The sequence below is a fragment of the Microbacterium sp. ZW T5_56 genome (genome assembly GCF_044987425.1).
Lineage (GTDB): Bacteria > Actinomycetota > Actinomycetes > Actinomycetales > Microbacteriaceae > Microbacterium.
The window spans coordinates 76,980-100,778 of the sequence record NZ_JBJDRI010000006.1; the positions used below are offsets into that span (position 1 = coordinate 76,980).

Genomic DNA, 23,799 nt, shown 5'->3' on the forward strand with positions numbered 1-23,799 from the left:
CCGTCACCATCGGATCCGCACGAATCACGAGAGATAGAGCATGAGCGACGCGGCGACCTCCCCCCTCATCGAGGCCACGAACCTGACGCGCGTCTACGGCGCCACCACGGCGTTGGATGACGTGAGCCTCACGATCGACCGCGGCGAGATCGTCGTGCTGCTCGGCCTCTCGGGATCAGGCAAATCCACCCTCCTCCGGCACCTGAACGGCCTCGAGACCCCCACGTCCGGGTCCGTCCAGGTGCTGGGGGAGGAGGTGCCCTCCCTCACCGGACGGAAGCTGCGATCCCTGCGATCGCGGGTCGGCTTCATCTTCCAGCAGTTCGAGCTGGTGCCCTCCCTCAGCGTGCTGGAGAACGTGCTCACCGGCTCGCTCAGCACGGTGCGCGGGCCACGCCTCGGACTCTTCTCTTACTCCCGCACCGCCAAGCTGGCCGCACTCGGACACCTCGATCGGGTGGGACTGCTCGATCGGGCGTACCAGCGCGCCGACACCCTCTCCGGCGGGCAGCAGCAGCGCGTCGCGATCGCCCGCGCCCTGATGCAGAACCCGGAGGTGCTGCTGGCCGACGAGCCGGTCGCCTCACTCGACCCGGAATCCAGTGAGCAGGTGATGGGACTCATCCGACAGATCGCCGCGGACGACGGACTCACCGTGCTCTGCACCCTGCACCAGGTGGATCTCGCGATCTCGTGGGCCGATCGCATCGTGGGCCTCCGCCACGGCCAGCTCGTGCTGGACCTGCCCAACGACGGACTCACCAAGACGCAGGTCATGGAGATCTACGGCCGCGTCGCCACCACGACCGCCGAACTCGCCGCGGTGCAGACGGAGCTGCTCGGCGGCGAACTCGCGCCGGAGTCCGTCGCGTGAGCACCACCACCGCACCCGCGTCGCTGCGGCCGAACGCCACGGCCGGTGTCGCCGAACGCGCCCCGAAACGACCGATCAGCCCGGAGCGCATCTCCGCCGCCGTCACGCTCGTCGTGATCGCCGGTCTCGCCGTCGTCTCGCTGGCCGAGGTGAACATCTCGATTCCGGGAATGCTGGCGAGCTGGTCCAATGCGGAGCACTTCTTCACGCGCGTCGGATCGCTCTCCTTCCCCGAGTTCGGCGACCTGCTCGGACAGATCTCTCTCACCCTGGGTCTCGTGCTCACGGGTACGCTGCTCGCCGCCGTGATCTCCGTTCCAGTCGCCTATCTCGCGGCGGCCAACACCACGCCGTCCGCGACCTGGCGCGGCATCGCCCGCTTCGTCGGCGTCTTCACCCGCGCGCTGCCGGACGTGGTCCTGGCGATGGTGTTCGTGCTGATGTTCTCCCTCGGCGCCCTGCCCGGCATCCTCGCGATCGGCATCCACTCCGTGGGAATGATCTCCAAGATGTTCGCCGACGCGATCGAACAGATCGATGAGGGACCGCGCACCGCGATCCGCGCGGCTGGCGGAACGAAGCTGCAGCAGTTCTCGGCGGGGATCCTGCCGCAGGTGCTGCCCAGCTGGATCGCCACGGTCCTTCACCGCAACGACATCAACCTGCGCGGATCGGTCGTGCTCGGCTACGTGGGCGTCGCAGGGCTCGGCCTGGAGATGTCGTACGCGTTCAAGTCGCTCAACTACGGACTGGGCCTCGGGATCGCCCTGGTGATCTTCCTGCTGTGCGTGGTGATGGAGATCGTCTCCTCGTCGGTGCGCGCGGCGATGCTCGGCCGCGCCGCGACGCAGCGCACGTGGGCGGATCGGCTCGTCGCGCGCTTCCGTCGCAGCGCGTCTGCATCGGCTCCTGCCGCCCCGAGCTGGGCTGCCAGCCCCACGACAGCCCTGCGTCGCCCCTGGACCGCCGCCCGCGTGCGCAATGTGGCAGCGGGCTGGATCGCGGTGGCGCTCATCATCGCCGGTGTCTGGGTCTGCCAGATCACCTGGGGCGACTTCCTCACCGTGTGGGCGCGGATCCCCGAGGTGGCGGTGCAGTTCTGGCCGCCGAACTTCGGCGCGTACGGCTTCGACACCATGCTGGAGGCGATGCGCCAGACCATCGCCATCGCGCTCGCGGCCACACTGCTGACCCTGATCCCGTCCGTGATCCTCGGTTCTCTCGCCGCCCGAAACGTGGCGCCGAACCCCGCCACCCGCGGTGTCGCCCGCTTCCTGCTCGTCGGTATCCGCGGCATTCCGGAGCTGATCCTGGCCATCGTGCTCATCGTCATCACTGGACTCGGCATGCAGGCCGGCACCATCGCGCTCGCGGTGGGCGGCATCGGGCTGCTGGGCAAGCTGCTCGCCGACTCGTTCGAGGAGGTGCGGCGCGGTCCCGAGCTGGCGCTGGTCGCCACCGGTGCCACACGTTTCCAGGTATACGCCGGAGCGACAGTTCCGCAGGGTGCGCGCGCCATCATCGGCCACGTCTTCTACCTGCTCGACACGAACGTGCGGGCGGCCACCATCCTCGGTGTCGTCGGCGGTGGTGGCGTGGGCTATTACCTGCTCAACGCGAGCCAGGGTTCGAACTACGGCATGGTCACCGCGATCGTGCTGATGATCCTCATCACGGTGCTGGCCATCGAGGGAATCTCGATGTGGATGCGGAAGGTGTTCCGATGAACGACTCGTATGACGTTGCCGTTGTGGGCGCCGGGATCATCGGCCTGGGTGCCGCGTATGCGGCCGTGCGTCGCGGGCAGCGGGTGATCGTGATCGATCGAGCCGCCGAGCCGAACGGCGCCACGATCCGCAACTTCGGACACCTGTGCATCGGAGCGCAGGCCGGGGCCGCGCGGCGCTATGGCGACAAGGCCCGTGACATCTGGCTGACGCTCGCCCGTGAGGCCGGCTTCTGGCTGCGCGAGTCGGGAACGCTCGTGGTGGCCCGACACGAGGATGAGCTGGCGCTGCTGTCGGCGGCGGCAGAGACGGGCGGCATCGACATCCTCTCTGCTGGCGAGACGGAGTCCCGCCTGCCGATCGCTGCCGGCACTGCGGTGGGCGGCGCGCACATTCGCACGGATCTGCAGACCGACCCCCGCACGGCGTCCGTGGCGATCCGCCGCTACCTGGCGGATCAGGGCGTGGAGTTTCTGCTGCGCACCTCCGTCCGGTCGGTATCGGAGGGGCGTGTCGCGACGTCGCGCGGCATCATCAGCGCGGGTCTCGTGGTCGTCGCGGTGAACCATGACATCGATCAGCTGCTGCCCGAGCTCGCCGAGGCGGCGGGTGTGCAGCGCTGCGGCCTGGACATGCTTCGTGCTCGCGCCGACCTCCGGGCACCGTTGGCGGCACCGCTGCTCACCGGCTGGTCGCTCACCCGCTATGGGCGGTTCGCTGCGCTTCCCGAAGTCGTCGCGGTGCGCAAGCGTCTGCACACCGAGCGTCCCGACCTGGCCGCGCTCGACCTGAATCAGATGTACACGCAGCTTCCGGACGGCACCCTCATCGTCGGCGATACTCACGTGCGGGGAGACAGTGTCGCGCCGTTCCAGCCGGAGACCGCCGCTGAACTCCTGGTCTCGGAAGCCGAGACACTGTTCGGCGTCCCGCTGCGCGTGATCGAGCGCTGGCAGGGGGTCTACGCCAGCGCCCCCGAGGACTTCCTCGTCGACACCACCATGCCCGGCCTCGCGGTGCTCGCCGCGACCACCGGGATCGGCATGACCACCGGCCTCGGCCTCGCCGAGACATCGCTTGCCCCTCTGCTTCCCGCCCCGGCCACGGCCTGACGGACGCTCAACCTCGCTGAAAAAGAAGGAAACATGACCAGCACCCCCATCGAACTGATCGTCCTCGACATGGCGGGCACCACGGTGCGTGACGACGGCGTCGTCGAGCGCGCGTTCCAGCGAGCAGCCGAGGCCACCGGCGTCGCCGCCGCGCAGGGCTGGGATGCGGCGCTGCAGTATGTCCGCGACACGATGGGACAGTCCAAGATCGACGTCTTCACTCATCTCGCCGGCGGCGACCGTGCGAAGGCTGAGGAGGCGACGGCGGCATTCGAGGCCGCGTACGCCGACCTCATCACCACCGAGGGCGCGGAGGCCATTCCGGGTGCCGAGGATCTGTTCCGCACGCAGCGTGCCGCGGGACGCACCGTCATTCTGACCACGGGGTTCGCCCCCGTCACGCGCGACGCCATCATCGACGCGCTGGGGTGGCGAGAGCTGATCGACGGAGCGCTGTCTCCCGTCGACGCCGGGCGGGGACGTCCGTACCCGGACCTCGTGCTCACCGCGGCGCTGCGCGCGCGAGTGTCGTCGATGTCGGCTGTTGCTGTGATCGGAGACACGGCCAGCGACATCGGCTCGGGAACCTCCGCGCGGGCGGGCCTCGTGATCGGCGTCACCAGCGGCGCTCACGACGAGGGCGTGCTCTCGACCGCGGGCGCCGATCTGGTGCTCGGCTCCGTCGCCGAGGTCCGTGACGTCCCCGCGCTGGCGGTCTGACGTGGCGGCACCTGCGCCTGCCACCGCGGTCCTCACGCCCGCCCCTGCGATGACTGACGTACGGCTGTCGCCGGCCGCGTTGGCGAAGGTGTGGATCGGGGAGGGCCGCCCACACGAGACGATCGCGGTGCCGGGCGTGGTGCTGGCGGCGGGCGAGGCGCTCGTTCAGGTGGAGTTGGCCACCGTCTGCGGCTCCGATGTGCACACGGTTGCCGGGCATCGAGCTGCTCCGATGCCTCTGGTGCTCGGTCACGAGTATGTGGGGCGGGTCACCGCGCTCGGCGCGGAAGGCGCCCGCACGGTCGACGGCAGTCGGCTCAACATCGGTGACCGCGTCACCTGGTCGATCTTCGCCGCCTGCCGTTCGTGCGATCGGTGTCGGCGCGGGATGCCGCAGAAGTGCCGCGCGCTGCGCAAGTACGGACACGAGCGCGTCGAGGCGCACTGGGAGCTGACCGGCGGTTTCGCCACGCACGTGCACCTGCGTGCCGGAACGGCGATCGTCCGCGTGGCCGAGGAGCTGCCCGGAGCGGTGCTGGCTCCAGCCGCGTGCGGCACGGCGACGGCGTGGGCCGCGGTCGCGGCGCTCGACGACGTGGTGGACCTGGACGGCGCGGTGCTGCTGATCAGCGGGGCCGGACTCATCGGGCTGACCGCCACCGCGATCGCCACCGAGCGCGGCGCCCGAGTGATCGTGAGCGACCCCGATCCTCGTCGTCGCCAGCAGGCGCTGCGCTTCGGGGCCGCCGCGGTGCATGCGCCGGGGGAGGATCTCACGGACGTGATCGCCGAGCTCTGCGAGAGCGAGGTGCACGCCGTGCTGGAGGCTTCCGGCGCGCGCTCTGCCGTGCTCGCGGCCTTCGACGCGGTAGCGGTGGGCGGAGCGATCGCGCTGGTCGGCAGCGTGTTTCCCACCGAGGCCGTGCCCCTGGATCCGGAGCGCATCGTGCGCACGTGCCTGACCGTGCGCGGCATTCACAACTACGCGCCGCGGGATCTCGTCGATGCCATCGCGTTCCTGCGTGGCGCGGCGGGGCGCTATCCGTTCGCGGAGCTGGTCGGCGCGGTGTTGCCGCTGTCCGAACTCGACGACGCGATCGCGCTTGCCCGCACCGGCGAGCACGTGCGGGTCGGCATCGATCCTCGTCGCTGAACGGGCGTCAGACCTCGTCGCGCCAGGAGTGCAGCGGCTCGTAGCCGAGCATTCGGCGCGCCTTGTCGATGGACAGCAGCGTCGTGTTCTCGCCGATCTCACCGTGTACCGGGACGTCGGGGAAGACGGCGTCGAGCAGTGCGGAGTTCGGCGTCGTCATCACGGTGTCCGCGGCCGCGATGATGTACGCGTTGAGCCCCGGAATGGCCGCTTCCAGCGCGCGTTCCACGGCCTGGGCACCGTCGCGGGCATCGATGTAGCCCCACAGGTTCCACTTGCGCAGCAGCGGATCCGCGTCGAACGACGGGAAGCGGGCGTAATCCTCCGGGACCATGACGTTGGAGAAGCGCAGCGCGGAGATCGACACCGCCGGGTTCCAGCGGGTGAGCTGGACCGCCAGCTGCTCCTCCAGATGCTTCGAGAGTGAGTAGGTGGATTCCGGGCGCGCGGGGTATTCCTCATCCACCGGCACGTAGGGCGGCGGCACATCGAACGGCAGGCCCAGCACGGTCTCGCTCGACGCCGTGACGATGCGGGTGATGCCGAGGCGCACCGCTGCCCACAACACGTTGAACGTCGCGGTGATGTTGTTGTGGAATGTCGCGACGTCGGCGCGGATGCCGGGTGCCGGAATGGCACCCAGGTGCACGACTGCGTCGAATCCGTCGTGGGTGTCACCGACGGCCGTGAGCGCGTCGATCACCTGTCCGTAGTCGGTGAGATCCACCTGCACGAAGTCCGGGGCACGCGTTCCGACCACGTCGAGTCCGATGACGGTATGTCCCTGTGCTCGCAGTTCACGAGCGACGACGGTCCCGAGCTTGCCGGAGGCCCCGGTGAGAGCAATGCGCATAGCTCCACCGTAGGCCCTGCGCGGGGCGGTCGGCGGTGTGGACAGTGGCAGCGGAAATCCGCGGGTGCGTCTAACTTCGGAGGATGCCGACGCTACGACCCGCCCTTGCTCTGAGCATCCTCGCGTGCGCGATGCTCGCGCTTGCTGGGTGCGATGGGCGGGACGCGTCGACTCTTGCGACTCCGGTGCCAACGCCGTCGTACCACGCGTCAGCGTCGGACACGGCTTCCGCTGACGCCGATATCGCGGAGGCGACGGCTGCGCTCGACGCGTACACCGAGGCAAGCAACGGCATTGATTGGAGCGATGAAGCCTCCCTGGAGCGCTTCTACGCACTGAGCACCGGCAAGCAGAACGAGGTGGATCGACGTACATACGGGGAGTTGTTCGATGCCGGATGGCACTTGGAAGGCGAAGCACGATTCACAGTCGTTGATGCAGAACCAGGTGACGGCGCGGGCCAGGTGTTGCTCGCGGTCTGTTCGTCTACGGACGGAGTGAGATTCCTCGATGCATCAGGCGTGCAGCAGGTGCGAGCGAGTTCGAGTCCCGTAGCGGAGCGCACGGCGGTTGCATCTCGGGGACAGGACGGGGTCTGGCGCATCGCGGACATGACGGTGAGAGTGAGCCCACCGAAGTGCTAAAAGTCGCATCCTTGTTCATGCTCGTGAGCCTCGCTGCGGTGTCGTCGACCAGCTTCGCCGACGTCGCTGGCCTGGACGACTGCAACGTGATCTCCTGTGAGGTCGACAATGATGGTGGCAGCGTCGGCATCGGAGGTAGTGGATGGAACCCGATCACGAATGAACCGTCGGACCCGACCGCGGGAACTGAGCCAGACGGCCCGCCGGAACCGGGGCCGTCCACTCCCTCGTGCACGGTAGAGAATTTCCGCGATACGGCATGCGTGGTGGTCGTGCTGCCCGACTATCCCGACACGATCTACAACACGGATCTCATTCACTTCACGCCACACGCCGCCAGCGCGAGCACCGCGAACGAGGGCATGACACTCGTGACCTCACCGGCTTCCGTGTCTGTGGCTGCAGATGCACACATCCTGACAGGAACGCTGCTGGGCTACTCGGTCACGGTGACGTTCACGCCGGTTCAGGTGGGGATCGAGTTCGGTGATGGCAGCAGCGCAGCACACACGGGGGCGAGTGCCGTATTCGATCACACGTATCCGGCCCGCGGAACCTACGCCACGACCCTCATCGCCGAGTACACCGCGACTGTCACGTTCTCCGATGGCACACCGCGCCCCGTGATCGGCACCATCACGTCCCGAAGTCCCGGTCCCGACATCCGCGTGCTCGCCGCCCGCACTGCCCTCACCCACGACACCTGCATCACCACGCCCCGCGCTCCCGGCTGTTGACCGCCGAGCACGCGCTCTCCGTCACCAGCCGACGCCCGGGTCAGCGGTCGCCGAGGGCGTCACGCACGGCAAGAACCGCGCGGTGCAGCCGCGCGACGATGGCAGGGACGTCCTCACGATCGCCGATGTGAACCACCGCGATCGCCGCCGGGCGCTGGCCGCGCACCTGCAGCGGCACAGCGATGGCGCGAACCGTCGGGATCACCTCGTCGTGGCTGGTGGCCCACCCGCGTGCGCGGGAGTCGTCGACTTCCGCGATGAGCTCCGGCGTCGGCGGGAACGGCCACTGCTGCACCGGAAGCTCCGTCAAGATCGCCTTGCCCGGAGCGCCGCGCCACACCGGGTGGCTTCCGCCCGGGTGCTGCACCATGGTGGCGACCGAGTGATGCGGCTCGACGCTTGCGAGCGTGACGCACTGGTCGCGGTCGAGCACGGCCAGGAAGCAGGTCATGCCGAGATCGTTCGCCGTCGCCGTGAGTTCGGGGAGGGCCGCCGCCTGCAGATCCCGGGAGACCGCTGCGGCCAGGGACGCCAACCGGGGAGCCAAGGAGACGAGACCCGCCGGATCACGGGAGACCAGAGCGTGCTCCTCCAGGGTGCGCAGCAGTCGGTAGACGATCGAGCGGTGCAGGTCCAGTGCTGCGGCGAGCTCATCGATGGTCATCGCCGACGGCGCATCGGCCAGCACCTCGAGGATGCGGATGCCGCGACTGAGCGTCTGCGACGGGGGAGCGGATGCGGTCATATCTCTCGCCTCTTGCGGCCGGGGACCCGCGGCCCTATTCTTGCCGCGTTCATTATGAGAATTGCAGATTCGCATATCGAATACAAGCTGGCAATCGACACCGCTGTCGAAGGGATCGTGACGATGCAGTTCCACCACCACGGGTACGTCTCCGGGGATCCGCGGGTGCGTCCCGCAGCGGGCAGCGGCGTGAATCGCCCCGCAGAGCTGCCCGAGGAGATCGATGTTCTCATCGTCGGCTCGGGGCCCGCGGGCATGCTTCTCGCCGCGCAGCTGACCGAGTACCCCACTGCGACCACGCGCATCATCGAGCGTCGACCGGGCCGGCTCGTGATCGGTCAGGCCGACGGCATCCAGGCGCGCAGCAACGAGACGTTCCAGGCGTTCGGCTTCGCCGAGGCCATCATCGCCGAGGCGTTCCAGCTCACGGCGATGAACTTCTGGACCCCCGACCCGGAAAACCCCGAGAACGTCATTCGCACCGCGCGTGAGGCGGATGACCCGCACGGCATCAGCGAGTTCCCGCACATGATCGTGAACCAGGCGCGCGTGCTCGACTACTTCGCCGCCTACGCGAAGAACGGTCCAGCACGCATCGAGCCGGACTACGGCTGGGAGTTCCTGGATCTCGAGGTGGGGGAAGGGGAGTTCCCCGTGAGCGTGAACCTGCGCGGGACGGCCGGCGCGCAGGAGGGAACTTCACGCACGGTGCGGGCGAAGTACGTCGTGGGAGCCGATGGTGCCCGCTCTCGCGTGCGTGACGCCATCGGTCAGAAGCCCGTGGGAGATCAGGCCTTCCACGCCTGGGGTGTGATGGACGTGCTGGCCAATACCGACTTCCCCGACATCCGCACCAAGTGCGCGATTACCTCGATCCACGGCAGCATCCTGCATATTCCGCGCGAGGGCGGGTACCTGTTCCGTAGCTACGTGGATCTTGGTGAGGTGTCGCACGCCGACAACCGTGCGGTCCGCGAGACCAGCATCGAGCAGATCATCGCGAAGGCGAACGAGATCCTGCATCCGTACTCGCTGGACGTGAAGAACGTGGCCTGGCACAGCGTGTACGAGGTGGGTCACCGCGTCACGCCGAAGTTCGATGACGTGCCGGAGGAACTCACCGGCACGCGCACGCCGCGGGTGTTCATCCTGGGCGACGCCTGCCACACGCACTCCGCGAAGGCGGGTCAGGGCATGAACGTGTCGATGCAGGACGGATTCAACCTGGGCTGGAAGCTGGGTCAGGTGCTGGAGGGGCGGAGCGACGCTGCGCTCCTGGACACCTACTCGGGCGAGCGGCAGGTGATCGCGCAGAACCTCATCGACTTCGATCGCGAATGGTCGGCCATGATGGCTCGCAAGCCGGAGGAGTTCTCCAGCCCGCAGGAGCTTGCTGATTTCTACACGACCACGGCGGAGTTCCCCGCGGGGTTCCGCACCCAGTACGTCGCCTCGCCGATCACAGGTGATCAGGTCAACCAGGAGCTGGCGACCGGATTCCCGGTGGGTAAGCGCTTCAAGTCGGCACGGGCGGTCCGCGTCGCCGACACGAACCCGGTGCATCTCGGACACCACGCTCGCGCCGATGGCCGCTGGCGCATCTACGTGTTCGCGGATGGTGGCGACGCGTCTGCCGCGACGAACCTCGCCGATTGGCTGGCGACAGCCGAGGATTCGCCGGTGCTGCGTTTCACACCGCTGGGTGCCGACGTCGACTCCGTGTTCGACGTCAAGGTGATCTACCAGCAGCCCCATACCGCCGTGGACATCTCGCAAGTGCCGGCGATCTTCCTGCCGCAGTCGGGACCGTTCCAGCTCACCGACTACGAGAAGGTCTACGCCGTGGATCCGGAGCGCGGGGACATCTTCGACGAGCGCGGCATCTCACGTGAGGGAGCGATCGTGGTGGTGCGGCCGGACCAGTACGTCGCCCACGTCCTGCCCCTCACGGCGCGCGAGGCCCTGACATCGTTCTTCGCGGGCAGCATGATTCCCCAGCGCTAACGGCCGCCGAGACACCCAAGCAAGTCCGACAAACCCCGCGTTGCAGGGTTTCTCGGACTTGCCTGGGTGTTTCGCGACGGCCGCGCGAGCAGACGGTGGGTCATGGCCGGCCGCACCCCGGCATGCATCTTGCACATTTGTGCAGATTCGCGGAGGACTTCGGCCGCGGTTGCGCGCGCCGAGTACGTTGAGCCAGACCTGGGAACTCGCTGAGTTCCACGCACTCTCAACAATGACGTTAGGAATCCGATGAAACGCATCGCCGCGCGCAACAGCTTCTGGCTGGTCCTCTCGCTCGCGCTCTTCCTCCTCTCCGGTCTCGGGTCAGCTCTCGTCCAGACCGCCGGCGGTTCCGTGACCATGAAGACGCTCACCTGGGAGACTCCGAGCGGCCTCACGCAGAGCGCGTATCTGTTCGTGCCGAACGATGCCTCGGCGGAGGATCCGCGTCCGGCGATCGTTCTGGCGCACGGGTACAACAACCAGAAGCAGATGCAGGACAACAACTACGTCGAGCTCGCCAAACGCGGATACGTCGTCATGTCGATCGACCGCTACTCTCACGGCGACTCCTCGAACCAGACGGCGGCTGCCGCGATGACACTCTCCGACAACGCGGCGGGCGTCTATGACTCCGTGATCATGCTGAGCGGGCTGCCCTACGTCGACACCTCGCGGATCGCCGTGAGCGGCCACTCGATGGGCTGCATGTCGTCCAACGCAGCGATCGCGCTCGACAACGAGGCGCCCCAGCAGCTGATCGCGGCCGCCTACCTCGTCGACTGCAGCCCGGTCACGACGGATGCCGACGGCGCATTCGCTGACATCTACGGCGGTCGCGACGTCGCGGTGTACGCCGATCAGTACGACGAGTTCTTCTTCCGCTCGTACGATGCCGATGGCGCGCTCGTCACGACGCCGCGCGAGTACATCACGACCGCTGAGGCGCAGTCTTTCCTGCGCTTCGGGGTCGACCCCGCCGGCGAGGAAGCGCGCGAGTCGTACACGTCGTACACGCAGAGCGTCGATGGGCAGGAGGCGATTCGTCGCATCGACAACCCCGCAGAGATCCACCCGTGGGCGACGTTCTCCACCACGGCCGCGCATGACATCGTGACGTTCTTCGACGAGGCGTTCGGCGCCCCGCATCCGATCGACGCCTCATCGCAGACCTGGCAGATCAAGGCCGCGTTCAACGGACTCGGCCTCGTCGCGCTTGGAATCTTCGTCGTCGCCTTCTCGAGGGCGCTGCTCGCCACGCGGCTGTTCGCGGGACTCCGAGCCGACACCACGGATGTTCCTGCGTCGCCGAAGGGACGCGACCTCGCCTGGCTGTGGGGTTCGCTTGCGCTGTCAGTCGCGATCTCGGCCGTGAGCTTCCAGCTGCTGGCGCAGAGCCCGTGGTCCGAGACCTTCACGTTCACCGGTACGCCCGGCATCAACCCGCAGGGACCGACGTCCTTCATCGGGCTCTGGGCCGCGTTCAACGGACTCGTTGCGATCGCGCTCATGTTCGCGTCATACCGGCTGTTCGGTGCGCGGCGCGGTCAGGACCTCCGCGCGATCGGGGTGCTCCCCGGGTGGCGCAAGTTCTGGCTCGGCGTGCTCCTCGCCGCCGTGGTCGTCCTTGCGTTCGTGCTCATCCTGTTCGTGACCGAGTACTTCTTCCAGTCCGATTGGCGTCTGTATGTGCTGGGGATCGCGACGTTCAACGCCGACAAGATCGGGCTGATCCTGCTGTATCTGCCGCTGTTCCTGGCGTTCTACGTGTTCAACTCGGTCGCGATGAACAGCTTCAACCGGTTCACGGTGGCGGGTCGGGAGTGGCTGAACACGCTGATCCTCGCGACGGTGAACGCGTTGCCGGCGATCATCCTCGTGGCGATCCAGTACATCATCTTCGCGATCACGGGCGAGCTCGCGTGGCACGACGGGGAGTCGCGCATCGCGGGGATCTGGCTGCAGTTCGTGATCCCGTTCCTGTTCGTCGCGGTCATCATCTCGCGCAAGATCTACCGCTCGACGAACAACCCGTACATCGGCGGCATCATCATGGCGGCGATCGCGACGATCGGCAGCGTCAGCACGACCATCACCATCGCGGGCTGAATCAGTCCCGCGCCCCTCATTGCGCGCACTTCGCTCCGGATTCGGGCGAATTGCGCGCAATGAGCGCATCAGACGGTGTGGTCGCGGACGTCGCGCAGGAACGCCTCGACCGTCGTGCCGAGAGCATCGATGCGCTGCAGGCGGGCGGCCTCGCGATCGAAGCCCGGATAGGGCAGTGGCGGAAGCTTGCGGACGTTGCGCGAGCACTCGAACTCGCTGCACACCAGGGTGCCGACGGTGTCGCCGCGGCGACCGGCATCGCCCGCGCGTCGCGCCGCGAACAGCACGACATCGTTGGGGAGGGTCACGTCTGTGCACCACGTGCACTGGGCCCGGCTGCGCGGTCTGGTGTCGCTCTGGCGCAGCATCACGCCGACGGGTTCGCCGTCGACGATGCCGACCACGTATCCGAGCTGCGGCTGCTTCCGGTCGCGCCAGCCCAGATAGTCGAGCTTGTCCCAGACGAGTTCGTTGAACTCGGGCATGCTCGCACGGGTGCGCTCAGAGCGGGTGGTGTTGATGAAGGAGGCGCGGATCTGCGCCTCGGTGAGGTTCTGCATGGTCGTCTTTCATCGGCGTCTCGATGAGCGGCGCGGATGCGCATGGCATCACGTGGTTCCGGTCAGCGGGAATGGTCTCGGGATGAGCGGCGCGACGGCGCGAATCGCTGTCGCGGCGACGGCGCTCGCTGCATGCGGCAGCGAGCGGGTGCTTCGCTGGGCTCGCCCGAAATCCGATGAGGACCGTGATCACGTCGTCGATCAACGAGGGATGCGACGAGGCGGAAAATCGATTCTGGCGGGGCGAGTCAGCGCGCGAGGCGCGCGCCTCTGTCCGCGGCGCGGAGAACGCCACGGACCTCCCTGCTCCCGATCACGGGATTCATCAACGACATACTCCGATCGTACTCCTTCCTCCACAGGCGGAGGCTGTGCACTCTGCGCCGTCGTCCAGCGGGAACCGACCAGAATGGAAGGGCGTCCGTCGCCTTCTCGCTCAGGGCGATTTCCGTTCGCTGACAGGAGTTCTGCATGTCCACCCTCATCCGCCCCGCTCTCGCACGCCCGCGCACCGCGCTGCTGGCGGTGCTGGCCCTCATCGCCACGATGATCGGCGGTCTGTTCGCGGCGACTCCCGCCCTCGCGCACGATGAGCTGGTGGCCACAACGCCATCGGCGGGCGAGACGGTGACCGCCGCTCCCAGTTCGATCGGTCTGGAGTTCTCCCAGGAGATGCTCCCGGAGGGAACCTTCGCGGAGGTACGTGGCGAAGACGGCGCGGACTACGCCGACGGAACTCCGACGGTGGAGGGCACGATCGTGACCATTCCGCTCAAGACCGGACTGCCGAACGGCGTCTACACCGTCAACTGGCAGATCACCTCCAGCGACGGGCACCCCACGCAGGGCAACTGGACCTTCACCCTGGCTGCCGAGCAGACACCCGCCACGCAGCAGGCTCCCGCGACGGACCCGACACCTGACCCCAATGAGGCCACACCGGTGACCGCCTCCACCGAGCCGACCACCGCCCCCACCACGCCGACGGAGACGTCGGGGTCGGCTTCCGCCGACGCGACGGCCGCCGACAGCGGATCTCCGGTGCTGGGAATCATGATCGGCCTCATCGTGATCGCCGCCGTCGTCGCCGCGCTGGCTGTGATGCTGCTGCGTCGTCGCGCGACCCGCGGATGAGTCCCCGGGGGTGTGACGGGTGACGTTTTGGGCACCGATTCCAAGGCGCGCCGCATCCGCGATTGACACGCGGGTGGACGGCTCCGTAACTTTTAACTATCGGGCGGACCTGCAAGACGATTCGTCATGTACGTCCGGTCGACAACATCTCCACTCGAGCGACGACTTGTACGTTCGGGGGGTGAATCGGAAGTCCTGGGCAATCGGGACGGTGCGCTGAGACTTTGGTCCCGGCAAACCGTGCGCAGGAGGACGGATCCATCCGCGGAGACGCTCGACGGGGGCGGCTGTGGAGGTGCATGCATCCCCTCGCATTCACTGGCCCGCCGCCCTCGTCGAGCACCTACCTCGTCCCGCTGGCAAAGTCCTCGCCCGCGCGGTGAAGGCCCCCGCACCGGTCGGTGCAGGGGCCTTCACCGCGATCAGTCGGTGCCGCGGATGCCCTGCGTCGACGCGATGACGTCCGTCATCTTCTTATCGAGCGCTTCGAAGAACATCGATAGCGGGAACTCGTCGTCCAAGACAGCATCGGTGTACCCCTTCGGGGCGCCGAGGAGGATCTCGTCAGACAGACCGCGGCTCCACTGTGATGCCGGGTGGGGCGTGACGACCGAGCGCACCAGGTCATACGCGGCCAGCCAGTGCACCGTCTTCGGACGGTCGATCGAGCGCCAGTACAGGTCGTCGATGGCATCGCCCAAGGCGACGACGGCGTCGGGCAGGCGATCCCACTCGACAGCCAGCGACACGTCGGTCCAGTGCAGCACACCGCGCTGGTGCAGCCACGCGAACAGCAGCTGGCCGCCGAGTCCGTCGTAGTTGCGCACGCGTGTTCCGGTGAGCGCGAAGCGGAAGATGCGGTCGAACAGCACGGCGTACTGCACCAGTGCCGCCTTCTCGAGCATCTCCTCCTCGGCGTCGGTGATCGCCTCGCCGGTGTCCTTGCGCGCCTGGAGAGCTCGCTGGATCTTGACGCTCTCGCGGAACGCCGTGAGGTCGCAGCGCATCTCCTCCAGTGAGTAGAGGAAGAACGGCATGCGCTGCTTGATCATGAACGGATCGAACGGCAGGTCGCCACGCATGTGCGTGCGGTCGTGGATGATGTCCCACATCACGAACGTCTCCTCGGCCAGCTTCTGGTCGGTGAGCATGCGCGCGGCGTCCTCGGGCAGCCCGAGCTTGGTGATCTCGGCCGCAGCATCCACGACACGGCGGTAGCGGGCAGCCTCGCGGTCCTGGAAGATCGCGCCCCACGTGAAGGTGGGGATCTCACGCATCGACACGGTCTCGGGAAACAGCACCGCCGAGTTCGTGTCGTAGCCGGAGGTGAAATCGATCAGGCGCAGCGAGACGAACAGCTTGTTGCCGTAGTCCCCCGCCTCCAGCTCGGCGATGAACTCGGGCCAGATGACTTCGACGATCAGCGCTTCGACGTGACGATCGGGCGAGCCGTTCTGCGTGTACATCGGGAACACCACGAGATGGCGGATCCCGTCGACGCGGTGCAGTTGCGGCTGGAAGGCGACCAGCGAATCGAGGAAGTCCGGCACACCGAAGCCCTCGTCCGCCCAGCGCCGGAAGTCGGCGACCAGAGCGGTCAAGTACTCCGCGTCATGCGGGAACAACGGCGCGAGAGCCTCGACGGACGAGACGATCGTCTGCACCAGCTCGGTGGCGCGCGCGTGATCGGAGGACTCGGGAACGGAGCCGTCCTTCACCTGCAGCGTCTGCAGCTCGGTGGCGGCACCCTTCAGGGCGAGCCATTGCGGCGAGTCCTCCACGCCGACTGCGCGACCGTCCTCGACAACCTCGGGCTCTCCGACGACGGCCTTGTGATCACGCGTTTCGTGAGTCTGGCTGATGGACATGGGAACCTCCGATCTCGAGGCTCGGGCCGCTGCACTGCGACGTGCTGCCACGTCTTGTGAATGCGGCGGCGGGTGAATGGGCTGCGACGATCCTAGCGGGTTCCCCCTGACGACGGCTGAGTTCTACGGACTCTCACGATGTGCTCGTCGTCATCGGCGAGTACCGCTCGAAGCCGCTGTCGCGCGCGCTCGTAGCGCGTGCGTACCGTCGACGGATTGCGGCCGAGGATGGCAGCCGCCTCGGCCTGAGTGAAGCCCTCCCAATGGACGAGCGTGATGATCTGTCGGTCGAGCTCCGCGAGTACCCGCAGCGCCCCTCGCACGCGGTCGGCGTCGTCGCTGTCGGCGAAGCCGGAGTACGAGTGTCCTTCAAGCTCGCTGCGCAATCGCTGCGTCGCGGCCTCGCGCCGCGCCCAGGAGCGCCGATGGCGCTGCAGCACTCGATGCGCCACACCGAACAGCCACGGCCGCAGCTGACCATCGTCGCTGGGTGCGTCTCGAGCGCGACGCCAGAGCACCAGCATCGTCTCCGACAGCAGGTCGGCGGCATCCTCGCGGGCAGGCACCCGGCGAACGAAATAGGCGAGAAGATCGGGTGCCTCACGCTCGGCAGCCGCGGCGATGCGCGCTCGAAGATCGTCGCGGCTCATCCCAGTGCCCGGGTACGCACGAGAATCCCCATGCCTGGACGAGCGGCACATCGGCCGGTGGTGCCAGGACGAGGTCAGATCCGGGCAGAATCGCCGCACGTGGAATGATCGCGGTGACGAAACCGGGGACCCACCGCGTGAACTCCTCTCCCATGCGTTCTTCCCCGTCATTCGAATTGCTGAGATCCGGGTGGCCCGCCGCATTGTCATAGAGCGACTGCCCGAAGCCCGACCAGTCGCGAGCTGCAATCGCCTCGTTGAGCGCTCGGACCTGCTCGGGGGTAACCTGGGTCAACTCGACGTAGCCGCCGCACTCCTCGTGCACGCCGTCGATTGTCGTGAACACGAGCGGAATCGGCACCGAGGTGCGTGATGCGCCGTCGGGCAGCTGAACGAACGGCCACGAGTTCAGACCGAGTGCCGTCGCCGAAGCCGCCCCCGTGAGGACGACGGCTCCGATCACGAAAAGCGGAACGATCCTGCGCCGTCGGGACTGTGAGCGCACAGCAGAGCGAGCGACGTCTCGCGCCGCGTGCGTCAGCCGCTCATCCGGCGCTGCGACCACCGCGTTCAATCGCGCTGTGAAGTCATCGTCCATATGTCTGCACCACCCTCTCACTGCGACATGCCCGCTCGATGCCGTGGTGTCTCATCAATGTCACATCCGTACATCCCGAGACGGATGTGGCAGCATCGCACCTCCCGTAGCGTGGAGGGGTGTTCCGTCCGCTTCGCCGTTCCCAGCTGGTCTGGGACATTGTCGGCGCCTCGCTGCTGCTCCTGATCGGGTGGCCGGTGATCGGCGTCGCCTCGGCGACGGGCATGGAAGCGACCAGCGGGTGGACGGCGCTCGGCGCGGTCCTGAGCACGGTGCTCGCCGCCGGTGCGGCCGCGATCCGTCGCCTTTCGCCGCCGTTGGCGCTCATGATCGCGTGGGTTGCCGCGTTGATGACGATGGCGTTCGTGCTCATTCCGGGAGTGATCATCCCGGTGGTCTTCATGGTGCTGTTCGCCACGTCGGCCTATGGATCGAAGCGGACGATGTACTGGGGACTGGCGTCGGTGGTGGTGGGGTCGCTGCTCGCGTCCGCATATGTCACTCTCGCGACCCTCGCGGGTGCGTTCTTGAACCCGTCCGTGCCCACGGAGAAGCCGGGCACCACGCTGGTCCTGGTGATCACCGCGGCGATGTTCGTGGCCTGTATCGCGTCGATGGGGCTGAGTTGGGCGTTCGGTCTGCTGCTGCGCAACCGCCTCCGTACCCGTCGCGTGGAGCGCGAGCGAGAGATCGCTGAGGCGCTGGCCGTCGCGGAACAGCAGCGCACACAGATCGCGCGGGACATGCACGATGTCGTCGCGCATTCCTTGGCCGTGGTGATCGCGCAGGCCGATGGCGCTCGCTATGCGTCGGTGGCCCGCCCGGAGGCGGCGACCGAGGCGCTGCGGACCATCGCGAGCACCGCGCGCGGTGCGCTGTCGGACGTCCGACTGCTGCTGACGCAGCTACGACACTCGCAGGCCGAGGGGCCGCAGCCGACCCTGGCCGATCTGGAGATGCTCTACACGCAGGTGCGTCAGGCGGGCGTCGATCTGCGCGTCGATATCGATCCGATCCCACGAGGCGACCCGCCCGGCGCGATCCAGCTGGCCGTGTACCGAATCCTGCAGGAGGCGTTGACCAACGCGATGCGTCACGGCGACGATTCCGGCGTGGACGTCTACCTCTCCTGGTACCCGGATCGCGTCGATCTCGGAGTCATCAACGTGATCAACCTGCAGGATTCGTCACGCCCTGGCGGACACGGCCTGATCGGCATGCGCGAGCGCGCGCAGCTCGTGGGTGGCACACTCGATGCGGGGGCTGACGCTACCGACGGACGGAATCGCTTCGTCGTCCGCGCCAGCATCCCGATCACCGAGATCGCAGAGCCGGCCGAATCAGCCGCCGGCTCCACCAGCTGAGGAGCGTAAGCATGGCCGATTCGATCCGGGTCGTGCTCGTTGACGATCAGGCGCTGTTCCGCGCTGGCATCCGCATGCTGGCCGATTCCCAGCCAGACATCGACGTGGTGGGGGAAGCGGGCGATGGGCGCGAGGCGCTCGACGTCGTGGCGCGTACGAAGCCCGACGTGGTGCTGATGGACATCCGCATGCCGGTCATGGACGGCCTCACCGCCACCGCGGAGATCCTTCGCACCGCCAATCCGCCGCGGGTGGTGATGCTGACGACCTTCGATCTGGACGAAGCCGCCGCACGCGCGATCCAGCAGGGAGCCAGCGGATTCCTGCTCAAGGACACCGAACCCGAGGCGCTGCTTGCGGCGATCCGCACGGTTCATTCCGGGTCTGCGGTCATCGCGGCCGCCGCGACGCAGGATCTGTTTGCCCACTTCACGAGCCCGCAGACGGCGCCGCTGCCGGCCGAGTACGAGACGCTGACCGAGCGGGAGCGGGAGATCTTCGCGCTCGCGGCGCGGGGGCTCAGCAATGCCGAAATCGCCGCGCGAGAGTTCCTTTCCGAGGCCACCGTGAAGACGCACATCAGCCGCATCCTCACCAAGCTCGGCCTGCGCGATCGCGTGCAGCTGGTGGTCTTCGCCTTCGAACACGGCCTCGCGTGACGCGTATCCCGTGAGGCGTGACCCGTCACCCGTGTCGCACTGCCCGCGTCGCGCTGCCCGTGTCGCTCGATCGCGTGTGGGAAACCCCGCGAGACTTCCGTCTCTGGGCGAGAATGACCGCAACGCGCGAATTGTCGCCCACAGCCGGAAGTCTCACGGGCAGGGGCGCGGATCATCCTCGCGATGTAGGGGGATCGGGCGCGGGGGCGATGTGCGTGCACCGCGGGTCGAACGAGGCTGGAAGCATGCAGATCACGACCTCCGACCTCGGGCTCGCCGCCCGCGTCCAGCACCTCACCAAGACCTACGGTTCGGGCGAGGGCGAGGTCCGTGCGCTCGACGACGTGAGTGTCGGCGTGCGTCGCGGACAGTTCACCGCCATCATGGGGCCGTCCGGCTCGGGTAAATCCACCCTCATGCACATCATGGCGGGACTCGACTCGCCATCCAGCGGCAACGTCTGGATCGGGGACACCGACATCACCGACATGGGCGACACCGACCTCACGCTGCTGCGTCGTCGTCGGATCGGTTTCATATTCCAGTCGTTCAACCTGGTGCCCACCCTCGACGTCGCCGGCAACATCCAGCTGCCCCTCGACCTCGACGGCCGCAAGCCGACGGCGGAGGAGACCGCGCGCATCGCGATGCTGGTTGACACGCTGGGACTCCGCAGCCGCCTCACCCACCGGCCGCACCAGCTGTCCGGCGGTCAGCAGCAGCGCGTGGCGATCGCCCGCGCGCTCGCCACCGCACCCGACCTCGTGTTCGCCGATGAGCCGACCGGAAACCTCGACTCCCGCACCGGGCGCGAGGTGCTTTCCCTGCTCGCCGCCGCGAGTCGCGAACACGGACAGTCGATCGCCATGGTGACCCACGATCCGATCGCCGCTTCTTACGCCGATCGCGTGATCTTCTTGGGCGACGGCCGCATCGTCGCCGACAAGCCGCGCCAGACGCCCGAGCAGATCACGACCTACATGCTCGCCGCCGAGGTGAACGCATGACCGCCGTTGCCCTCGCGCCGGCGAAGAGCGCGGCACCCTCTCTCGGCTGGTTGCGCGAGCGGGGCATGGGATCGAGCATCCTCATCGCCGCTCTCAGCTCCGCGTTCGGCGTCGTGCTGGTCACGGTGACCGGCTACATCGGCGCGGTGATGATGGACAATCCGGTGCTCGGGGAATCAGCCACGGCGATGTTCGTCGTGGTCATGCTCAGCGTGTTGCTGGTGGGTGTCGCCGTGTACGTGGCCTCCATCGTGACGGCCAACACCTTCGCGACCATCGTGGCGGGCCGCACGCGACAGATCGCGCTGATGCGCCTCATCGGTGCGTCGGCGCGCTCGGAGCGCACAGCGATCGCCCGTCAGGGGCTGGGCGTCGGCGTGATCGGTGCCGCCATCGGCCTGGTGCTTGCGACCGCCGCGACCGCTATCGCATTGCCTCTCGTCAATCGGGCCCTCGGAGTGGGCGAGCTGTCGTTCAGCGTGCTGCAGCCGTGGATCGTGATTCCCGCCGCCGCCGTGGCGCTCACGACGTGGGCTGCGGCATGGGTGGGTTCACGTCGGGTGCTCACGGTGACCCCGCTCCAGGCGCTTGCGGGCTCCCAGGAGCGTACGGCGGATGACATGCGCCGTCCCGCGCGCACAGCTTCGGCGGTCGCCCTGCTTGTGGTCGGGATTGCTCTGCTGGTGGCGGGGCTGCTGTTCGGCACCTTCATCAACCCGATGGGCGTCGCGATCGCCTTCCTCGGCGGCGTGCTCTCCTTCACCGGCCTCGCGCTGGGCTCCACGTTCATCATGCCGCCGGTGCTGGGCCTGGTCGGCCGGATGTTCGGCTCGTCGCCCACGGCGAAGCTGGCCGCGGAGAACGCGATGCGCCACCCGGAGCGATCCGCGCGGATGACGATCGGCGTGGTCATGGGGGTGACTCTGGTGACGATGTTCTCCGTGGCGAGCGAATCCGCCAAGGCGATGATGGTGCGCGGCGCGGACTCGGAGATCGGTGCCCAGATCAGCCAGGTGATGGACAGCTTCGCCGCCGTGATGATGGGGCTCGTCGGCGTCTCGGCGATCATCGCCGCGGTCGGTCTCGTCAACCTCTTGACGATCGGCGTGGTGCAGCGCCGCCGCGAGTTGGGACTGCTGCGCGCCCTCGGATTCACGGCGAAGCAGGTTCGACGTATGGTGCTGCTGGAGGCGGCGCACATCTCGATCGCCTCCCTCGCGACGGGTCTCGTGCTCGGCGTCGCGTACGGCTGGGTCGGCGCACAGTCCACGCTGGGCTCGCTTCCGGTTCCCCCCGAGATGACGGCGCCGAACTTCGTGCTGCCCACGATCCCGTGGGCGCTGGTCCTCGGCGTCGTCGCGGCCACGGCGCTGCTGACGGTGGTGGCGTCGCTTGCTCCGACACGCCTCGCGACACGTGTGGTTCCTGTCGAGGCACTTGCCACGGACTGACCGACGCGCGTCGCCGCGACGTCTGCTCCGAAAAGAGGACCATGCGCTGAGATGAGGACGGATCGGCCGTTTTCGTCCTCATCTCGCGACATCATCCTCTTTTCGGCACGCCCCAGAGCCGGGAGAGCACGGAACCAGCACCCGGGATGCACCGGGTCCGGCCGCGCGTCAACCCTCGTCGCGAACCATGCGCAGCTCGCGGATCGGGACACCGTCATACTCGTCGATCTTCTCGGCACCATCGAAGGCGAAGCCGTTGCGACGGTAGAACGCGTGAGCGCGGGGGTTGTCATCCAGCACCCACAGTGATGTCGGGCGGGAGAAGTCGGACGCGAGGTCCAGCAGGGCCTGCCCCGCACCCGATCCGTAGGCATCGGCGAGGACGTACACGGCATACAGCTCGGCGTGCGCGGGCATGTCCTCGTCGCGCGACGGACCGATCGAGATGAACCCCAGGACGCGACCATGGTCGCCCTCGGCCAGCCAGGAGCGCCACGGTGCTTCCGGCTCGGCCTCCGACGTCAGGATCCGCTGCCAGGAGGTGACCCGGTCCGACACCGATAGGCCGTCGAGCAGGCTCTGCGGCATCCGTCCGGCGTACGCCTGCCGCCAACCGAGGACATGCACCTCGGCGAGAGCGTCCGCATCCGACAGAACTGCCTGCCTGATGTCGAAGCGAAGAGGGGTCATGACGGGCCAGCGTAGTTCAACGTCGGAGGCCCGTGCCACACTGAACCGCATGAGCATCGAGGTGCGACCGGCGGTCGTTTTCGAAGACATGGCCGCGGTGGTCGGTCCGAAGAAACCCACGTCCAACGTGTGCTTCTGCCTGAGCTATCGGATCGGCAACAAGGAGAACGTCTCACTCCGAGGTCAGGCGCGTGCCGATCGGGTGAAGGAGCTCTGTGCGCAGGATCCGCCGCCGGGAGTGCTCGCCTATCTCGACGGAGAACCGGTGGGGTGGGCGGCGGTGCACCCGCGCGCTGGAACGAGTTTTGCCCGCAACCGGCTGATCCCGCACGTGGACGACCTCGACGTCTGGTCGCTGTGGTGCTTCCGGGTGAAGCCCGGTTATCGCAAACAGGGCGTCCTGCACGCTCTCGTGGACGGGGCCGTGGAGCACGCCCGTGTCAGCGGTGCTGCCGCCATCGAGGGCTACCCCGTCGACAACGGCGGGAACCGGGTCAACCTCACCATGGCCTACGTGGGCACACGGAGCCTGTTCGAGCGGGCCGGATTCACGAAGGCTGCCGACACGGAGTCGGTGCTCGACGGCTTCCCGCGGGTGCTGATGCGCAGGTCCCTGGTCTGATCGGTCAGTCCGCAGACGGTGCGGCGCTCTCGGGATCGAAAGCCCACGTGGGTGCGAGCTTCGTGATGCGCGCCTGCCGCAACTGCCACGACGCCCACAGCGTGGGCCAGAGCGCGGGCGCGGTCGCCCCGCGCACGGTGAGGCGGTCGCGCCACAGCGTGCGATCCGGACGCCCGGGAACGGCGCTCACTGCCATCTGGTGATCCCAGACATCCAGCGACGCCAGCGGGCCGGTCAGCGGAATGCCCGAGTCACGCAGAATACGTACCCGCACGCCGTCATGGACGAGCTCGCGATCAGTGGTGTGGATGAGCTGCTTGCCGATGCCCACCGCTCCCATCATGAGCATCTCCACTGCGGTGTCGCCGCCGTGCTCGAGCTGCGTGGGGATCGGCGTCATCGGGCGCAACGCGATGAGCGGGCTGTAGAGCTCGGCGAGCACCGCAGGGGAGTGCAATGCGCGCCACGCGGCATCGGCGTCGCAGTCGATCTGGAACTTGAGCATCACGCGCATGGCT

23 protein-coding genes are annotated in these 23,799 nt (G+C 67.7%); 15 read left to right on the plus strand and 8 right to left on the minus strand.

Annotation, left to right across the window (positions count from 1 at the left end; all coding sequences use genetic code 11):
* Positions 1-40: 40 nt before the first annotated feature.
* From phnC to ACI3KU_RS04505, 5 genes are read left to right on the plus strand one after another with little or no spacing between them, the layout of a single operon-like run.
* Positions 41-874: a phosphonate ABC transporter ATP-binding protein gene (phnC, locus tag ACI3KU_RS04485; RefSeq protein ID WP_404921086.1), complete on the plus strand. Its 834-nt coding sequence runs from the start codon at positions 41-43 to the stop codon at positions 872-874.
* Positions 871-2,601, plus strand: a complete 1,731-nt coding sequence (locus tag ACI3KU_RS04490; protein ID WP_404921087.1) for an ABC transporter permease subunit — start codon at positions 871-873, stop codon at positions 2,599-2,601. The genes phnC and ACI3KU_RS04490 overlap by 4 nt, the downstream gene beginning before the upstream one ends.
* Positions 2,598-3,713: a TIGR03364 family FAD-dependent oxidoreductase gene (locus ACI3KU_RS04495; RefSeq protein ID WP_404921088.1), complete on the plus strand. Its 1,116-nt coding sequence runs from the start codon at positions 2,598-2,600 to the stop codon at positions 3,711-3,713. The genes ACI3KU_RS04490 and ACI3KU_RS04495 overlap by 4 nt, the downstream gene beginning before the upstream one ends.
* A gap of 33 nt (positions 3,714-3,746) precedes the next feature.
* Entirely contained in the window at positions 3,747-4,433 is a 687-nt protein-coding gene (locus ACI3KU_RS04500) for an HAD family hydrolase (protein WP_404921089.1), read from the plus strand.
* Positions 4,408-5,586: a zinc-binding dehydrogenase gene (locus tag ACI3KU_RS04505; protein ID WP_404921090.1), complete on the plus strand. Its 1,179-nt coding sequence runs from the start codon at positions 4,408-4,410 to the stop codon at positions 5,584-5,586. The genes ACI3KU_RS04500 and ACI3KU_RS04505 overlap by 26 nt, the downstream gene beginning before the upstream one ends.
* 7 nt (positions 5,587-5,593) lie before the next feature.
* Here the strand turns inward: ACI3KU_RS04505 and ACI3KU_RS04510 are convergent, their stop codons facing one another.
* The gene (locus ACI3KU_RS04510; protein WP_404921091.1) at positions 5,594-6,439 is read right to left on the minus strand and encodes an NAD-dependent epimerase/dehydratase family protein; all 846 of its coding nucleotides are present in this window, start codon (positions 6,437-6,439) and stop codon (positions 5,594-5,596) included.
* 83 nt (positions 6,440-6,522) lie between these two features.
* On the opposite strand from ACI3KU_RS04510, the gene ACI3KU_RS04515 reads away from it, so the two are divergent.
* A complete protein-coding gene (locus tag ACI3KU_RS04515) occupies positions 6,523-7,083 on the plus strand; it encodes a hypothetical protein (protein WP_404921092.1) in 561 nt (186 codons plus the stop codon).
* A 17-nt stretch (positions 7,084-7,100) separates the two neighbouring features.
* On the plus strand, positions 7,101-7,820 hold the full coding sequence (locus tag ACI3KU_RS04520) for a hypothetical protein (RefSeq protein ID WP_404921093.1): 720 nt from the start codon (positions 7,101-7,103) through the stop codon (positions 7,818-7,820).
* A gap of 40 nt (positions 7,821-7,860) precedes the next feature.
* On the opposite strand, the gene ACI3KU_RS04525 is transcribed toward ACI3KU_RS04520, so the two are convergent.
* Complete coding sequence (locus ACI3KU_RS04525; RefSeq protein WP_404921094.1) at positions 7,861-8,565, minus strand: IclR family transcriptional regulator; 705 nt, start codon at positions 8,563-8,565, stop codon at positions 7,861-7,863.
* Positions 8,566-8,688: 123 nt separating this feature from the next.
* Here ACI3KU_RS04525 and ACI3KU_RS04530 point away from each other — a divergent pair, with 123 nt between their 5' ends.
* Positions 8,689-10,569 (plus strand): FAD-binding monooxygenase, encoded by a 1,881-nt coding sequence (locus ACI3KU_RS04530; protein ID WP_404921147.1) that lies wholly within the window; start codon positions 8,689-8,691, stop codon positions 10,567-10,569.
* 249 nt (positions 10,570-10,818) lie between these two features.
* Positions 10,819-12,678: an alpha/beta hydrolase family protein gene (locus tag ACI3KU_RS04535; protein WP_404921095.1), complete on the plus strand. Its 1,860-nt coding sequence runs from the start codon at positions 10,819-10,821 to the stop codon at positions 12,676-12,678.
* Between the two features lie 68 nt (positions 12,679-12,746).
* On the opposite strand, the gene ACI3KU_RS04540 is transcribed toward ACI3KU_RS04535, so the two are convergent.
* Entirely contained in the window at positions 12,747-13,238 is a 492-nt protein-coding gene (locus tag ACI3KU_RS04540) for an FBP domain-containing protein (protein WP_404921096.1), read from the minus strand.
* A gap of 471 nt (positions 13,239-13,709) precedes the next feature.
* Here ACI3KU_RS04540 and ACI3KU_RS04545 point away from each other — a divergent pair, with 471 nt between their 5' ends.
* The gene (locus ACI3KU_RS04545; protein WP_404921097.1) at positions 13,710-14,372 is read left to right on the plus strand and encodes a copper resistance protein CopC; all 663 of its coding nucleotides are present in this window, start codon (positions 13,710-13,712) and stop codon (positions 14,370-14,372) included.
* A gap of 422 nt (positions 14,373-14,794) precedes the next feature.
* Here the strand turns inward: ACI3KU_RS04545 and ACI3KU_RS04550 are convergent, their stop codons facing one another.
* The 3 genes from ACI3KU_RS04550 to ACI3KU_RS04560 form a co-directional block, all read right to left on the minus strand.
* Complete coding sequence (locus ACI3KU_RS04550) at positions 14,795-16,240, minus strand: DUF6421 family protein (protein ID WP_404921098.1); 1,446 nt, start codon at positions 16,238-16,240, stop codon at positions 14,795-14,797.
* A gap of 92 nt (positions 16,241-16,332) precedes the next feature.
* Positions 16,333-16,890, minus strand: a complete 558-nt coding sequence (locus ACI3KU_RS04555) for an RNA polymerase sigma factor (RefSeq protein WP_404921099.1) — start codon at positions 16,888-16,890, stop codon at positions 16,333-16,335.
* Positions 16,841-17,353 carry a hypothetical protein gene (locus tag ACI3KU_RS04560; RefSeq protein WP_404921100.1) on the minus strand — a complete coding sequence of 171 codons (513 nt, stop codon included), beginning with the start codon at positions 17,351-17,353 and terminating at the stop codon, positions 16,841-16,843. The genes ACI3KU_RS04555 and ACI3KU_RS04560 overlap by 50 nt, the downstream gene beginning before the upstream one ends.
* 254 nt (positions 17,354-17,607) lie before the next feature.
* On the opposite strand from ACI3KU_RS04560, the gene ACI3KU_RS04565 reads away from it, so the two are divergent.
* The 4 genes from ACI3KU_RS04565 (at position 17,608) to ACI3KU_RS04580 (ending at position 21,969) form a co-directional block, all read left to right on the plus strand.
* Positions 17,608-18,852 (plus strand): sensor histidine kinase, encoded by a 1,245-nt coding sequence (locus ACI3KU_RS04565; RefSeq protein WP_404921101.1) that lies wholly within the window; start codon positions 17,608-17,610, stop codon positions 18,850-18,852.
* An 11-nt stretch (positions 18,853-18,863) separates the two neighbouring features.
* Entirely contained in the window at positions 18,864-19,511 is a 648-nt protein-coding gene (locus ACI3KU_RS04570; protein ID WP_404921102.1) for a response regulator, read from the plus strand.
* 245 nt (positions 19,512-19,756) lie between these two features.
* Positions 19,757-20,518, plus strand: coding sequence for an ABC transporter ATP-binding protein (locus tag ACI3KU_RS04575; RefSeq protein ID WP_404921103.1), 762 nt, complete (start codon positions 19,757-19,759; stop codon positions 20,516-20,518).
* Complete coding sequence (locus tag ACI3KU_RS04580; RefSeq protein WP_404921104.1) at positions 20,515-21,969, plus strand: FtsX-like permease family protein; 1,455 nt, start codon at positions 20,515-20,517, stop codon at positions 21,967-21,969. Before ACI3KU_RS04575 ends, ACI3KU_RS04580 begins: the two co-directional genes overlap by 4 nt.
* Positions 21,970-22,137: 168 nt before the next feature.
* On the opposite strand, the gene ACI3KU_RS04585 is transcribed toward ACI3KU_RS04580, so the two are convergent.
* Positions 22,138-22,659 (minus strand): GNAT family N-acetyltransferase, encoded by a 522-nt coding sequence (locus ACI3KU_RS04585; protein WP_404921105.1) that lies wholly within the window; start codon positions 22,657-22,659, stop codon positions 22,138-22,140.
* A gap of 49 nt (positions 22,660-22,708) precedes the next feature.
* On the opposite strand from ACI3KU_RS04585, the gene ACI3KU_RS04590 reads away from it, so the two are divergent.
* The gene (locus ACI3KU_RS04590; protein WP_404921106.1) at positions 22,709-23,281 is read left to right on the plus strand and encodes a GNAT family N-acetyltransferase; all 573 of its coding nucleotides are present in this window, start codon (positions 22,709-22,711) and stop codon (positions 23,279-23,281) included.
* Between the two features lie 4 nt (positions 23,282-23,285).
* On the opposite strand, the gene ACI3KU_RS04595 is transcribed toward ACI3KU_RS04590, so the two are convergent.
* Positions 23,286-23,795 carry a hypothetical protein gene (locus tag ACI3KU_RS04595; protein WP_404921107.1) on the minus strand — a complete coding sequence of 170 codons (510 nt, stop codon included), beginning with the start codon at positions 23,793-23,795 and terminating at the stop codon, positions 23,286-23,288.
* Positions 23,796-23,799 lie beyond the last annotated feature (4 nt).

Excerpts from the sequence above, each read along its gene's own strand:
- phnC (WP_404921086.1), top strand. The coding sequence starts at position 41 with ATGAGCGACGCGGCGACCTCCCCCCTCATCGAGGCCACGAACCTGACG.
- ACI3KU_RS04495 (WP_404921088.1), top strand. The coding sequence starts at position 2,598 with ATGAACGACTCGTATGACGTTGCCGTTGTGGGCGCCGGGATCATCGGC.
- ACI3KU_RS04500 (WP_404921089.1), top strand. The coding sequence starts at position 3,747 with ATGACCAGCACCCCCATCGAACTGATCGTCCTCGACATGGCGGGCACC.
- ACI3KU_RS04510 (WP_404921091.1), bottom strand. The coding sequence starts at position 6,439 with ATGCGCATTGCTCTCACCGGGGCCTCCGGCAAGCTCGGGACCGTCGTC.
- ACI3KU_RS04515 (WP_404921092.1), top strand. The coding sequence starts at position 6,523 with ATGCCGACGCTACGACCCGCCCTTGCTCTGAGCATCCTCGCGTGCGCG.
- ACI3KU_RS04520 (WP_404921093.1), top strand. The coding sequence starts at position 7,101 with ATGCTCGTGAGCCTCGCTGCGGTGTCGTCGACCAGCTTCGCCGACGTC.
- ACI3KU_RS04525 (WP_404921094.1), bottom strand. The coding sequence starts at position 8,565 with ATGACCGCATCCGCTCCCCCGTCGCAGACGCTCAGTCGCGGCATCCGC.
- ACI3KU_RS04530 (WP_404921147.1), top strand. The coding sequence starts at position 8,689 with ATGCAGTTCCACCACCACGGGTACGTCTCCGGGGATCCGCGGGTGCGT.
- ACI3KU_RS04535 (WP_404921095.1), top strand. The coding sequence starts at position 10,819 with ATGAAACGCATCGCCGCGCGCAACAGCTTCTGGCTGGTCCTCTCGCTC.
- ACI3KU_RS04540 (WP_404921096.1), bottom strand. The coding sequence starts at position 13,238 with ATGCAGAACCTCACCGAGGCGCAGATCCGCGCCTCCTTCATCAACACC.
- ACI3KU_RS04545 (WP_404921097.1), top strand. The coding sequence starts at position 13,710 with ATGTCCACCCTCATCCGCCCCGCTCTCGCACGCCCGCGCACCGCGCTG.
- ACI3KU_RS04550 (WP_404921098.1), bottom strand. The coding sequence starts at position 16,240 with ATGTCCATCAGCCAGACTCACGAAACGCGTGATCACAAGGCCGTCGTC.
- ACI3KU_RS04555 (WP_404921099.1), bottom strand. The coding sequence starts at position 16,890 with ATGAGCCGCGACGATCTTCGAGCGCGCATCGCCGCGGCTGCCGAGCGT.
- ACI3KU_RS04570 (WP_404921102.1), top strand. The coding sequence starts at position 18,864 with ATGGCCGATTCGATCCGGGTCGTGCTCGTTGACGATCAGGCGCTGTTC.
- ACI3KU_RS04575 (WP_404921103.1), top strand. The coding sequence starts at position 19,757 with ATGCAGATCACGACCTCCGACCTCGGGCTCGCCGCCCGCGTCCAGCAC.
- ACI3KU_RS04580 (WP_404921104.1), top strand. The coding sequence starts at position 20,515 with ATGACCGCCGTTGCCCTCGCGCCGGCGAAGAGCGCGGCACCCTCTCTC.
- ACI3KU_RS04585 (WP_404921105.1), bottom strand. The coding sequence starts at position 22,659 with ATGACCCCTCTTCGCTTCGACATCAGGCAGGCAGTTCTGTCGGATGCG.
- ACI3KU_RS04590 (WP_404921106.1), top strand. The coding sequence starts at position 22,709 with ATGAGCATCGAGGTGCGACCGGCGGTCGTTTTCGAAGACATGGCCGCG.
- ACI3KU_RS04595 (WP_404921107.1), bottom strand. The coding sequence starts at position 23,795 with ATGCGCGTGATGCTCAAGTTCCAGATCGACTGCGACGCCGATGCCGCG.